The sequence below is a fragment of the Peribacillus simplex NBRC 15720 = DSM 1321 genome (genome assembly GCF_002243645.1).
GTDB classification, from domain to species: domain Bacteria; phylum Bacillota; class Bacilli; order Bacillales; family DSM-1321; genus Peribacillus; species Peribacillus simplex.
Genome location: NZ_CP017704.1, coordinates 354760 through 369101 on the forward strand (window position 1 = coordinate 354760; position 14342 = coordinate 369101).

A 14342-nucleotide genomic window follows, 5' to 3' on the forward strand; every position below is an offset into this window, starting at 1 on the left:
ATGGAACTCGTGATTCACAGCCTGCCTTAGCTTGTTTAACTTTTCATAAACGATATTCATTTCTAATGACGTGGGTAAATGGTACGTGACTATTTCTTTTGTAGCCGCATCTTTTACGTATGACTACTACGCTTTTTGACCCTTTCCATAATAAAGATAGGCAATGTCAGTAAGCAGAATTTCCCCTGGCTCCTTCTGTTTGAATTCACGATTTAGAATGTTGGACAAGTATGGTGCTCCTTGGTTGCCTTAGCCATCAACCGTCTGATTTTCTTATGATTCATGACGGCCGAATAATCATTTTCCATAACCATTTTGATTTGGTTGGCTCCTACTTTTTCCTTTTTACTGAGGAATATATTTTTAATTAATTCTATGTCCAAATCATCCTGTTTCTGGCATAGCTCACGGGTTGAAGCTGCCTTTAACCAATCGTAGTAGCTACTTCGACTTACACCAGCCAATTTGCATAGATAGGAAACAGCCTTCTTTAACTGGTTTATCCTGATCGTTCTTTCAATCAGATAGAACTTCTCAGTTGCAATTAGAATTATTTCATTTTCAACGCCCGCCTTTCTAACTTGCTTTTTTAGAAAGTCATTTTCTGCTTCAAGGAATTTGATTCTCGCTTCGGCCTTCCTAAGTTGATCCTCTACAGACTGTGGCTTGGAAGAAAGGGCGTCCTGTACTTCCTTTTCCACGGTGTTCCGTAAGGACCGTCCTCACCAAACCTTTCAAAGGTATCACGCCAGCACTGTAGACAACGCTGTTCATTACCAATTATTTCGAGATTAAAGCCATGTTCCATGAAAATTTGAGAGGGGGATTTCCCTTTTTATATTCCTTAACAGCTTTTGTTTTAAATTCAGGATTATAGGAAATAGAACGCTCTGAAGCACTAATGATAGTTGGATTCTTTTCAAGTTCTTTAATCTGAAATTCAATATATATTCTTACTCATAGAAACCCTCCGTCCATACTCATTACACCTATTGAAGCATAAAAAAACCCCGGATAAGGGACACTTTTTTATGTGTGTCCGTTATTCGGGGGATAGTTCATGTTTCCTCAGCGTTTTTATTTCATTTATATTAAGATTCCAAAAAGCGATAATCACTGTTCTTTAGAAATATTATTATTCCTTTTCTTTTTCACTAAAAGAATGATGGCAATGATAAAGGCAACTGCGCTATATATCCAGGTATACATAAAGGCAAGACCCAATCCTATATTTGCATCCATATAATCGTTTTTTACATGATCTATGGCTAAATATAAAAGCGGTGCGGCTCCAATGATGAATAGGATGACAATGAGTACATTCTTTTTCGGATTCCTGGTTGATAAAATAATAATGATGAAGGATAGCAAGAGAAACGCTTCTGAAGCTATCGTCAACGTTACCAGATTGCTCATTATAGTTCACTCCTAATCGTGGTTGCATAAATGGAATATATTTATGTTCCCTTATATCTATGTTACTTTTCGTTCCTTTTTCATAACTCTCATAATATTTTTTATTTGAATGTTATCTTATTAAAAAACCTGAATACCTTCATCAGGAATGAAGGATCCAGGTTTCATGTTAATTTTTCTTTGATAATTGTAATGCATTCTTGATGCTTTTCAATGATTTTGAGCTTCCGTACATCAAGACTCCACCACGATAGATTTTTGCTCCGATTATTCCTAGTAAAACAATGGTTAAGATTAACACAGCAATGCTGATAGCGATTTCCCAGAACTGAACTTCAAGCATCCCTACGCGCAAGAACATGATCATAGGCGTGAAAAATGGAATGAATGATGTAATCGTAATATAACTCGCTGACGGATTCCCTAGTCCAAACATCGCAATCATGAAGGCAATGACGACTAACATGGTCATCGGTGAAATCATTTGCTGGACATCTTCAATTTTGCTGACAACGGACCCAAGGCATGCCGCAAGAGTCGCGTACAGAAAATAACCAAGCAAAGCGAAAATGATTGCATATATGATCGTTGAGATATCGGTGCTGCCGAAACCGAAAAATGAAAAGAATCCTTCATCCATACCTGTCAAGTTTTGTTTAATCGAGAAATAGCCCACTCCAAAAAATAAAATCATTTGCGTAAGACTAAGTAAAGCAACACCCATTATTTTGGCAAACATCTGTGTGACTGGCGGAACACTTGAAATCAGGATTTCCATGACTCGGGATGTTTTCTCAGTAGCCACTTCCATTGCAATCATTGTTGCATACATCAACACACCGAAGTAGATGACAAATAGGAGCACATACACGAGACCTCGTGCTTGATTAAGATCCTCTTCCGTTTTTGCATTTTTCTGAAGCGCAATGGTATCAAATGCTGGCGGCGTATTCAATTGAGCGATTTGCTGCCCTGTCAAATTCAATTCCTTCGCAGTTATTTGACCCTTCAATTGGGTAAGCGCTAAAAGCAAATCGTTACTTACTGCAGAATCTGAAATTTGATTCGCTTTATACGTTCCCTTGAAACCTAGGCTGTCATCCTTTTCGATTAACAGATACCCAACGATTTCTTCTGCGCTGACCATTTTCTCCGCTTCCTTTTCATCCTGGGCGGAAATGATCGATAGGTCATCGTTCACACCTGTAACCGCATTTTTATAAGAATCAAATAAGCTATCTTCAGTCTGATCGATGACGGCAACCTTTTCCTGATCATCACTGTCAAATTTATCAATAAGATTCGAAATATTCGTAAGGACTAGAATTAGGGCCATCATAATGATTGTAGAAATGATAAAGGATTTCGTTTTTAATTTTGATAGATATGTATGGGAAAGGACAATCCAAAAGTTATTCATAGACGGCACCTACTTTTTCAATGAAAATATCCGTCAGCGATGGTTCTTCCAATTCGAACTTCCGGACGAAACCTCTTGGAACAAGATCACGAATCATATTCTCAGCAACATCTTCACCTGTGACTTGAAGAATTTTCCCTTCCATCGTGTTCTTAACTTTTGTTACACCTGAATAAGTATCCAAGAAAGATAAGTCAAAATCAGCTTTAATTGATACATTCTTTTTACCAAAAGAACGCTTAATTTCTTTTAATTTTCCTGCCACAACAGGGGAACCTTTATGCATGATGCAAAGATGCTCACACATCTCCTCAACATGCTCCATGCGATGACTCGAGAAAACGATCGTCGTGCCGCTGTCCCTTAAGTCGATGACAGCTTTCTTCAGTATTTCCACATTCACCGGATCCAGTCCGCTGAAGGGTTCGTCAAGGATAAGTAATTCAGGTTTATGGATCATGGAGGCGATCAGCTGGATTTTTTGCTGATTTCCCTTTGAAAGCTCTTCAACTCGCTTATCGATATACTCGGGTACCATAAAGCGGTCTAGCCAATACTCCAACTCTTTCAAAGCATCCTTTTTGTTCATCCCTCTTAATCTTGCCAAATACACAATTTGATCGCGGACCTTCAGTTTTGGATATAGTCCGCGTTCCTCAGGAAGATAGCCAATCAATGAACTGGTCGTATAATCGATTTTCTTACCATCCCATATAACTTCCCCTTCAGTAGGGTCAAGCAGTCCGAGTATCATCCTGAACGTGGTCGTTTTACCCGCTCCGTTTCCCCCTAAAAAACCGAACATTTCTTTTTCGGGGATAGTTAAATCAAGCTGGTTGACAGCAGTGAAATCCCCGAATTTTTTCGTAACTTCTTTGATTTGTAAAGACAATGCACAACCTCCTAATATATGATTCTAAGTATATGTTAACGGAAAGGTTTTCCAATTTCAACTATCGAGAAGACTTTAAGAACTCTTCCCTTCACCATAATTGACATATCCAAGAAACAAATTTCCACTATCCACCCTTTGAAAAGAAATGCAAAGTTTGCAATAAGATTTTTCTGCGAATCGAAGGAATATTCCACCTTTCCTCTTCTTATTGCGTGACATGGAGCTATTCACATCACGTAACGTCTCCATCCTACACCTAACAGCCATTATGTCACGAATCTGAATAGCCTTATGTACTCTTTCACTTCCGGTTAACTCATTTCCAAAGTATACGATTGCAAAGCAAGGTATATGTCAGCTATGCTATTCATCACGTCGACAAAATGTTGTCGATGAAATATAAATGGTGGTCACCTGTTTCTTCAAATTTTTTTATCTTTCGATTCACTCTGAATAAACAAATATACAGTGTTCCAACGTAACAAAAAATAGGTTGGGTGCCCAACCTATTTACATATTCGTCTAATCGCTTTAAAGCGATAAATTTCAACTGATGCAAGTCTGTTTTCTTATTTTACAATCGTTACTTTTACCTTTCTTTTTTCTAGAAATTGTCTTGATGCTTCATCGATTTCTACATCCGTAATGACCTCATCCACTTCACTAGGCGGTACGATTAATGAAAACGCCTTTTTTCCAAACTTTGAGGAATCCACCATCAGGATCACTGCATCCGACCTTTCGATCATTTTCTTTTTTAATAGAGCCTGCCCTTCATTAGAATCACTGAGTCCTTCTTCTAAGTGAATCCCCTTGCAAGACAAAAACGTTTTGTTGACATGATACATCGTTAATGATTTCTCTGCTATCGGACCAACAAATGATAAAGACTTTGACAGCAATCTTCCCCCGGTTGAAATAACCTCTATTTTTTCTTTTTTACTCAATTCCATAACCACTTTGGTGGAATTGGTAATTACCGTTAGCGGTATGTTTGGTAAGGCTTTTGACATATACCAGGCAGTTGTACTTGCATCTAAAATAATCCTGTCACCTTCCACTACCCGCTTTGCCGCTTCATATGCTATCACTTTTTTTTCGTTGACATTTGTTATCACTCTTTCGGAAAAATGGATTTCCGAATCATCTTCTTGCAGACTAACGGCACCGCCGTGGCTGCGTATTAGTTTTGTTTCTTTCTCAAGCTTTTCGAGATCACGTCGGATTGTTTCCTCTGTAACTGAAAAGATTTCACTTAATTCTGTAACACGAATACTCGAACGTTCATTTACGAGTTCGACAATTTTTTGGTGTCTTTGAGCTACAAGCATACCAACTTTCTCCTATCTATATAATCTTTGTTTACTTTTGTTTGTTTTTGTATTGTAACATATATAAAGCCCTCTATATAAATAGAGAGCTTAGGAACTGCTTTTTTTCATTGATATCGTTATTTGGCAATTAGCTTAAAACCTTCAATAATTTCTTCAATATCTTCATCACTAATATCGATTACTTCACCAATACTTTTAGCGTACACCAATGCTTTTGCACTATATTCAGCTACTTCTAGCCTATCAAATACACTCAGTAAACTTTTTCCTGAGACAACTGCATACCCATTCTCAATTAATAGGACAGGATTATCCTCTGCTAGTTTATCTGCAATCATTCTATTATGATCTTCTCCCATTCCAAAAGGCACTTTATCTATATCCCGAAGAACAATGTAGGCCTCTGGAATTATGTGTGTATTATATTTAACATCTGTCACTGCATAGGCCATTAAAAATCTTGGGTTGGCAATGATGACAGATGTAAGCTCCGGGTTTAACTCATATATTTTTTGATGAAGCTCATAAAACTCACATGGTTCCTTGCCAGCTTCACTAAATTCATGATGAACCAGAACCAATTCATCTTCCTTAATATATTTACGGTCCTGTTGAGAAGGCGTGATTAAAATAGATCCATCTTTAAGGCGTGTTGAAAAGCTGCCTGAGATACTTGTAAAAAGCTGACGATCATATAACCTTTCCAATAACCTAATCATTTCTTGACGGCAAGAAACCTCTTCGACAGAATGGTGCTTCATTTCTATCTGTGTTAATTTATCAACTTTATATAAATCTATTTCTTTTAAATTTTGTTCGGTCAGTTCAACTGGCTTCCCTATATTTCTCGCATTTATTTCCATACAAGCAGTATCTTCAAGGGTTTCAAACAACATAAAGGCATCAAATATAGTGGGTTTCCCTACCACAATACCATGATTCTCCAATATGACTGCATCCCCTCCTTTTGCAAATTCAGCCGAAATATTTTCTTTTAATTTGTCGCTTCCAGGGATCGCATAGGGTGCAACCTGAAGGGAATCTGCTACACTCTTATATGCATGTAAAAGCAATTTTGGGTTTGGTCCTTTACGAGCCATACTAAAGGAAACCAATGCCGGGGGATGTGCATGTACGACAGCTTTAATATCGGGCCTTGCTTCATAAATTCCCTGATGAAAAGGAAGCTCTACCGATGGTTTATGTTTCCCTATGACTGTACCGTCCTTTTTGACGCACATGATATCATCCATGGTTAATGTTCCTTTATCAATGCCCGATGGAGTAATCCAAAGGTCACCATTTTCATCTAGAATAGAAAGGTTTCCTCCTGAAATTGTTGTCATACCATATTTATAGACACGTTCCATGATCATAACAATTTGTTCGGCTGGATGCAGGTTTTCATTCATACTTTATCACTCCTATTATTTACACTCTTCTTTCATGGAAATTGCTTGTTTAAATTTTTCAATCAGGGATGATTCAATTTTTCCTTTTGGCTCATATTTTTTTATAAGAAACGAGTGTTGTATTAACTTACGTGCCGTTTGTAAATCGCTTAATTCATTGTCTGAAATCATTTGAACTAGTATATTCCCAATCGCCGTAGCCTCTGTTGGTCCAGCGTATATGGTTTTCCCGCTTAGGTTTGCCGTAAGTTGATTAACGAATTCATTTTTCGCTCCTCCACCGACAATATGAAGTTGCTCGATTCTTTTCCCCGTTATCTCTTCTATTTGCCGAATGGACATCGCATAAATAATAGACATATTTGTAAATATACAGTTCGCTAATTCGCCCACTGTATGTGGAATCTCCTGATTCGTCTCCCGACAATACTGCTGAATTTCTTGAATCATATTTTCTGGATTTAAAAATCGTTTATCATTAAAGTTGATAAACTGCCTGCACTCATTTATTTTCTCTGCCTCATATACAAACTGCTCGAAGTTATAGTCTTCCTTCAAATGTCTTCTGACTTCTTGAATAACCCACATGCCAATGATATTTTTCAGGAAGCGGAAGGTTCCGTATGCACCCCATTCATTTGTATAATTGTTTTTAAGGGCTAACTCATTCACGATCGGTTTATCGCTTTCAATCCCAAGCAACGACCACGTTCCGCTACTAATATAGGCCCATTTCTCTCCATTACCAGGTGAACCGACTATGGCGGAAGCAGTATCATGTGAAGCAACGATAATCACTTCTGTATCGGGAAGATCAAAAGTAGAAAAACGTTCTTTCATCAGTTTCCCTAATCGTTCTCCTGGATTAGCAAAAGGCGGGAATTGATCTTTTGATAATGCAATCAGATTAAGTAACTCTTCATCAAACTTCTTCGTGTTTAAATTCAATAATTGCATCGAAGAAGCACTTGTAACTTCTGTGACCTTTTTTCCCGTTAGGCAGTAACCTAAATAATCAGGCACAGTCATGACATTCCTGGTGACTTTCAGGTTCTTTATATCTTCTTCGTACAATTGGTATAACGTGTTAAATGATAAGAATTGAATCCCCGTTTTTTGATAAATGATTTCTTTAGGTAGTGTTCTTGTGACCTTTTCGATTGTATTTTCGGTGCGCTTATCACGATAAGAGATAACTTCTTGCACTCTTTGTCCATCATCATCCAACAATACGTAATCCGTTCCCCACGTATCAATGCCAAGTGTACAGTGGTCGTATCCAAGCTTTTTTGCTGATTCTAACCCCTTTAAGATTTCATTCAATAAATGATCAATATCCCAAAAACATGTTTCATTTTGGGTGGTGAAACCATTCGCAAATCTATGGATTTCTTCAATTACTAATTTCCCGTTCTCAATTTTCCCTAAGACCAGCCGGCCACTTGAAGCACCAATATCCACCGCAATATGTATCATTAATCCACACTCCTCAATTTCTTTAAACCATGCATTATGGAAATGTGATCTCGGCCAAAGAAGTCATGCAGTTCTAAATAATAAGCATAGAGTTGTTTATAAATCCTTACATTTTCTTTAACCGGTATAAAAGTCTTTTCTTTTACTTTTGCCATTTTAGAGGCTGCCTCCTCTATGGAATCATACCCACCATTTATACGGCCGGCAGCCGTGGCAGCGTATATGGCTGCTCCTAATGCAACCACTTGTTCCCCATCCGCGGTTTTAATTTCGCGATTTAAAATATCGGCATATATCTGCATTAATAGTTTATTTTTTTGAGGTAATCCGCCACAGGCAAACAAATCGTTTATCTCTATACCGTCATTCTCAAATGTTTCAAGGATCTTCCTTGTTCCAAAAGCCGTTGATTCTAAAAGTGCACGGTATATTTCTTCCGGCTTCGTAGAAAGAGTAATCCCTGCAATCACACCTGACAAGTTCGCATCTACAAGGACTGTTCGGTTGCCATTCCACCAATCTAAAGCCACTAACCCTGATTGACCAGGCATTAAGCAGGAAGCCTTTTTTTCCATTAAGCCATGTAGATTGACACCTTCTTGCTCAGCTTCTTTCTTTACATACTCCGGAACAGCTTGCTCAATATACCATGCAAACGAATCGCCAACAGCCACCTGTCCCGTTTCATAACTGAATGATCCGGGAATTATTCCATCCTCAACTACACCACAAATACCCTCTACTTTTTGTTTTTTCTCAGAAATTAACATGTGGCATGTAGACGTTCCCATCGTCATCACAAATTGGCCTGGATGGACAGCTCCTACAGCTGGAACACCTGCATGGGCATCGATTATGGATACAGAAACAGCCGTACCGGGTTTCAACCCCATCTCCTTAGCCATCCCTTCTGTTAAACCACCCGACCGCCCAGCGATGGGTAACACTTCACCACGCATTTTTGTATCCAGTATATCCAGAAGACGTTCATCAATAGCCGCTAAAAAAGCAGGGTCCGGATATCCATCTTTTTTATCCCAAAGTGCTTTATAACCGCTCATATTACTGCTGCGTACCAGCTCATTCGTCAGTCGGAAGGTAATCCAATCCCCGGCTTCCATAAATAGATCCGTTTCTTCATAGATATCAGGTGATTCACGCAACACTTGTAATATCTTAGGGAACATCCATTCAGAAGAAATTTTCCCGCCATATCGTTGCAGGAATGGCTGATTCGTTGCCTGTGCAATGCGTGTAATATCATCTGCTTCTTTTTGTGCGGCATGATGTTTCCATAATTTCACCCAACTGTGAGGGTCCCTTTTCCATTTCTCATCAAAACAAAGGGGATCTCCCTTCTTATCAATTGGTAAAATGGTACATGAGGTAAAATCGATTCCAATGCCAATCACATCATTTGCATCTACCCCACTTAACCGAATCACTTCAGGAACAGAAGTGTATAAAACGTCCAAATAATCACTTGGATGCTGGAGAGCCCAATCTTTTTCAAGTTTACGTCCGTCTGGAAGCCTATTAGACATTACTCCATGACGATAAGGTGTAACATGTGTAGCCATTTCATTGCCGTTCGCTATATTTACTAACAGCACTCTGCCTGATTCAGTACCATAATCAATTCCAATTGTATATCTGTCATTCATCCCTTCACCATCTCCTAACATACAAGTCACTCATGATTTTTAATAAAAAGCCCCCTCTAGATAGTTGAGAGGGGACATTTATGTCTATCTGACATTAAAAATTAAAATCAGCTGCATTGTCTTTAGTAAAATCTGTCGGTGGTCCCATGATGATTGTTTTTCCATCTTCCCACACGTCAATTTCACCTACATTTTCAACTTTCAAACCATCTTCTGGTTTCTCCCCTTCAGCTAGACGTTTGGCAAGGGCAACGGTTAAATAACCTAGTTTGTCTGGCTCCCAAAGAATGGCTACATCTAGAGATCCATCATTTAAATATGGTGAAGAGTCTTTCGGCAGGGCAGTTCCAACAACTGTAATATCATCTTGCAGTCCTTTTTCCTGAACAGCTTGGGCTGCCCCAAGAGGTGCTGGAGTAGAAAAAGCCATGATTCCTTTTAATTCAGGATTTGATTTTATTAAATCCAGTGTTTTTTGGTATGCCACCTGTTGTTTTTCATCTGTCGCGATTTTATCCGATACTAATTCAATACCAGGATAATTCTCTTCCAGTTCTTTTTTTGCTGCATCAATCCAAGTGTTTAAGTTTGCAGCTGAAAGCCCTCCTGTTAATATAGCGATTTGCCCTTTTTCAACACCCATTTGTTTTACGAGGGATTTAGCGATATGGCGACCGTATGCTTCATCGTCTATTTGGTGGACGGATAATTCTACAAGGGATTGATCAGCTGGTGTATCCCAGTCCATGACAATTATTCCTTCATCCTTCGCCTTTTGAAGGACTGGTGAGAGTGATGCAGCGTCATTTGGCGCTACCGCGATTACATCCACATCTTGACTAATTAAATCTTCAATGACTTTTACTTGCTGTGCAGCATCCGGTTCCGTAGGTCCTGTGTAAATGGTTTCCACACCAAGGTCTTTACCTGCTTGAATCGCTCCTTTTTCAGAAGCATTGAAATATGGTATCCCCATTAACTTTGGTACTACGGCAATTTTCAACTTCTCATTACCACCTCCGCCACTAGTTCCTTTTTCACTGTTTCCCGTTGCTCCTTCTTGTGATACACAGCCTGCTAACAGTCCCCCAGCTAAAATAGCTGTTGCTAAGATCCCCGTCATTTTCTTCATAATGATCCCCCTTGAATTTTTCTTATTTTTTCTAAAGTATTTTCAAAGATTACATGGTCCTGTATATTACGCTACAGAGTTTGAAGGTAAATTCTTTTGACTTTTTTCATCTAATTTCGTTTTCACGAAGTTTATGACCAATACCGTGATTAAAATAACCCCCATCATTACAGTCACGATCGAACGTGGTACACCCATTAAGTTCAATCCGCTTGATAACATTTGGAAAATGATCACTGCGTAAACTGTGCCGATAACTTTGCCATATCCACCTTGAATTTCCGTTCCGCCAAGCACGGCTGCCGCTACACTTTGTAATAAATAAGAAGATCCCAGATCCACTTTTGCTGTATTATAACGGGATGTCATAATAATAGAAGCAATTGTGGCAAGAAGTGCTGCATATAAGTAAACCCTCATTAATACCGTACTATTATTTACCCCTGAAAATAATGTGGCGATCGGATTGCTTCCCACCATATAAACGCTTCTGCCCCATTTGGTTTTTGACAGCAATATAGCTGTTAATATGGCAAATAGTACAAAAATAATGATAGAAAGAGGAACGATCCCCATATAGTAACCGTTTCCAATTAAGCTATAACCCTCACTGAATCCTGAAATCGAATTTCCTTTCGTAATGCTTAGGATCACACCTTCAAAAAGGACCATCGTTCCGAGGGTCACCAGTATTGGCGAAACACCGATTTTTGAGATGAGTACGCCGTTAATCAATCCGCAGCTCAGTCCGACTAAAACACCGATTAAGATTGCGGCGAGCATTGGGTATCCGCTGCTTGCCATAAGTGCGATCGTCACGCCAGACAAGGCAGCCGTATACGTAATCGAAAGGTCAATCCCTCCAGTTACAATCACCACCATCATAGCTAAAGCGATTAAACCAAACTCCGGAAGCTGGAACATCATATTGGTTAAATTATTTGAAGAAAAGAATCCAGGTATCGAAAAACTCATTAACACAAACAAGCCTGCTGTAATTACACCTAAAGTATTTTCTTTTGATATTGAAAGCCGTTTCATTTTTTCACCTACGCTTCCACTTCAATTTTTGCTAACTTATCTTTTGAGCGCTTATATTGAATGTGGTCGTATGACACCGCCAGTAATATAATCAATCCAGTGAATACTTTTTGCCAAAAGGTATCAATTTTTGCCAAGATAAGACCATTTTGTACAATGCCTAGCAGAAGAACTCCCAAAACCGTTCCCAAAATGGTACCGCGCCCCCCCATGATGTTCGCACCGCCCAAAACAACGGCTGCTATGACCATCAGCTCAAGACCAAGCATTCCATTTGGATCCACAGCCTTTGTATAAGCTGTTTGAGCTATGGCTGCTATTCCTGCGAGAAAGCCCATATAGGAGAAGACAAAGATTTGAACTTTGTCAAAATTTATCCCAACCCGAATGGCTGAATCTTTATTACCGCCAATCGCCAATACTTCGCGACCGATTAATGTGTATTTCAAAATATACCAAGTAAACAGGGCAACGGCGATAAAAATAAGAATGATGATAGATACACCAAACACCTCAAAACTAGCAAACTTGATGAATACGGGTGGAAAACTGCTGCTGTTCAAATACTGTCCATTCGTAATGTACAACACGAGCCCATTAATGATACTCATCATTCCAAGTGTCACGACAATAGCTGGAATTTGAACCTTTGCAACAAGCAGTCCATTCAGTGCACCTAAACAAACCCCAAGAAATGGCCCAATCAAAAAGAGTAATAGGATAGAGATGGGATGGTCTGGCATGAGCATCATTACCTTCCCAACGATGACACAGACAGCGCTTGTAACAGCGGCGACCGATACGTCAATCCCGCCAGTGATGATGACAAGTGTCATACCCACCGCCAGAATTCCAAGGACAGCATTCCCTTTTAGTACATCCAGCAAATTGTCTACAGTTAAAAAATACGGGCTTAAGAATGTCAATGTAATACATAGAAGCAATACAATCATAGCGATGCTGATTTCCTTCGACTTCAAAACGGCGTTCATGCACGTACCTCCTCTTTTAGCGGAAGCCCTTTTTTGGAAGGCGATTGGGAACCAAGCAGAGCATAATTCATGATATTTTCCTGTGTCGCTTCTTCTATACCAAGTTCTCCGGCTATTCTTCCATGTCTCATGACCAAAATTCGATCACTGACAGCAAGTACTTCTGGAAGCTCTGAAGAAATCACAATAATGCCCATTCCTTCAGCAGCCAGTTCCCTCATTAACTTATGAATTTCTGACTTCGCCCCAATGTCAATCCCATTCGTCGGTTCGTCAATAATTAGGATTTGTGGTTTGGTAGAAAGCCACTTGCCGATCACGACTTTCTGCTGATTTCCGCCTGACAGGTCACCAGCTGCTCTTTTAGGCAAAGCAGGTCTAACATCTAGCGTTTTCATATAGTGATCAGCCAGCTTAACTTCTTCCTTTCGCTTAATTAATTTGAATTTATTTCTCAATTGTTTCAAAACAGGTAATGAAATATTATTGATTATGGACTGGCGAAGGATGAGTCCTTGCGTTTTTCTGCTTTCTGGAATATATGCAATCCCTTGTTTTACAGCATGTTCAGAAGACTTGATTTTAGTAGAAACCCCATTTATTTTCATACTTCCATCGTAGGGCCTGTTGACCCCGAATATCGCCTGTGCAAGCTCTGTTCTTCCAGATCCGACAAGTCCTGTAATCCCAAGGACTTCTCCAGCTTTCAATTCAAAGGAAATATCTTTAAAGTTACCTTCTTTTGATAAACCATTCAGTTCCAAAAGAGTTTTTCCCGTTTTTCCTTTTACCATATTCTTTTTATATAAAATCTGACGTCCCACCATTAGTGTGATTAATTTATCTTCATCAAGTTCTTCAGTTTCGTAAGTGCCTACATAATTCCCATCGCGCAATATTGTAAATCGATCGGAAACAGTAAATAACTCTTTTAACTTGTGGCTGACAAAGATTATGGAAATTCCGCGATCCTTTAATTTTTGTATAACTTTATAAAGCTTTTCAACTTCCCCGGCGGATAGGGATGAAGTCGGTTCGTCCATTACAATCAACTTGGAATCAAAAGCGAGGGCTCTGGCGATTTCAATCAGCTGCTGTTGAGCGATGCTTAATTTTTCAACGGGTGTATGAACATCAATCTCAAATTCTAGTTCTTTAAGTGCCCGTTTTGCTGTGTCCTCCATCTCCTTCCATCTAATCTTTTTCCATGGTTTTTTGTCACTATCCCGGCCAATATAGATATTTTCTGCTACAGATAGGTTTGAAAATAAACTTAAATCTTGATAAATGATTGAAATACCTTTTAGCGTAGCATCAATCGGTTTTTGAATTTCGGCTTCTTTTCCTTCAAAGTAAAACTTGGCGCCTGGGTCCGGTCGATAAATGCCAGCTAATATTTTAATGAGCGTTGATTTCCCGGCACCATTCTCACCTATTAACGCATGAACTTCTCCTTTTTTCACTTCAAGCTGAACGCTATTCAGTGCTTTTACACCAGGGAAGGTTTTACTGACATTCGTCATTTGCAATAAGAAATCAGACATGTTTCTCTCCTTTCCA

At 39.1% G+C, this 14342-nt stretch carries 12 protein-coding genes; all 12 read right to left on the bottom strand.

Annotated elements, in window-relative coordinates:
* Positions 1–212: 212 nt before the first annotated feature.
* Positions 213–701 (bottom strand): IS3 family transposase, encoded by a 489-nt coding sequence (locus tag BS1321_RS01635; protein WP_063233389.1) that lies wholly within the window; start codon positions 699–701, stop codon positions 213–215.
* A 412-nt stretch (positions 702–1113) separates the two neighbouring features.
* On the bottom strand, positions 1114–1416 hold the full coding sequence (locus BS1321_RS01640; protein WP_063233388.1) for a hypothetical protein: 303 nt from the start codon (positions 1414–1416) through the stop codon (positions 1114–1116).
* Positions 1417–1585: 169 nt separating this feature from the next.
* The gene (locus BS1321_RS01645) at positions 1586–2836 is read right to left on the bottom strand and encodes an ABC transporter permease (protein WP_063233387.1); all 1251 of its coding nucleotides are present in this window, start codon (positions 2834–2836) and stop codon (positions 1586–1588) included.
* Positions 2829–3728 carry an ABC transporter ATP-binding protein gene (locus BS1321_RS01650; RefSeq protein ID WP_063233386.1) on the bottom strand — a complete coding sequence of 300 codons (900 nt, stop codon included), beginning with the start codon at positions 3726–3728 and terminating at the stop codon, positions 2829–2831. Before BS1321_RS01650 ends, BS1321_RS01645 begins: the two co-directional genes overlap by 8 nt.
* A gap of 572 nt (positions 3729–4300) precedes the next feature.
* Positions 4301–5062, bottom strand: coding sequence for a DeoR/GlpR family DNA-binding transcription regulator (locus BS1321_RS01655; RefSeq protein WP_063233385.1), 762 nt, complete (start codon positions 5060–5062; stop codon positions 4301–4303).
* A 119-nt stretch (positions 5063–5181) separates the two neighbouring features.
* Entirely contained in the window at positions 5182–6477 is a 1296-nt protein-coding gene (locus BS1321_RS01660) for a class II aldolase/adducin family protein (protein WP_063233384.1), read from the bottom strand.
* A gap of 15 nt (positions 6478–6492) precedes the next feature.
* Complete coding sequence (gene rhaB / locus BS1321_RS01665; RefSeq protein WP_063233383.1) at positions 6493–7953, bottom strand: rhamnulokinase; 1461 nt, start codon at positions 7951–7953, stop codon at positions 6493–6495.
* On the bottom strand, positions 7953–9617 hold the full coding sequence (locus BS1321_RS01670; protein ID WP_063233630.1) for a ribulokinase: 1665 nt from the start codon (positions 9615–9617) through the stop codon (positions 7953–7955). Before BS1321_RS01670 ends, rhaB begins: the two co-directional genes overlap by 1 nt.
* Positions 9618–9711: 94 nt before the next feature.
* The gene (locus BS1321_RS01675; RefSeq protein WP_063233382.1) at positions 9712–10749 is read right to left on the bottom strand and encodes an autoinducer 2 ABC transporter substrate-binding protein; all 1038 of its coding nucleotides are present in this window, start codon (positions 10747–10749) and stop codon (positions 9712–9714) included.
* A gap of 66 nt (positions 10750–10815) precedes the next feature.
* Positions 10816–11790 (bottom strand): ABC transporter permease, encoded by a 975-nt coding sequence (locus BS1321_RS01680; protein ID WP_063233381.1) that lies wholly within the window; start codon positions 11788–11790, stop codon positions 10816–10818.
* Between the two features lie 8 nt (positions 11791–11798).
* Positions 11799–12782, bottom strand: a complete 984-nt coding sequence (locus tag BS1321_RS01685) for an ABC transporter permease (RefSeq protein ID WP_063233380.1) — start codon at positions 12780–12782, stop codon at positions 11799–11801.
* Positions 12779–14326, bottom strand: a complete 1548-nt coding sequence (locus BS1321_RS01690) for a sugar ABC transporter ATP-binding protein (protein ID WP_063233379.1) — start codon at positions 14324–14326, stop codon at positions 12779–12781. Before BS1321_RS01690 ends, BS1321_RS01685 begins: the two co-directional genes overlap by 4 nt.
* Positions 14327–14342: the final 16 nt, after the last annotated feature.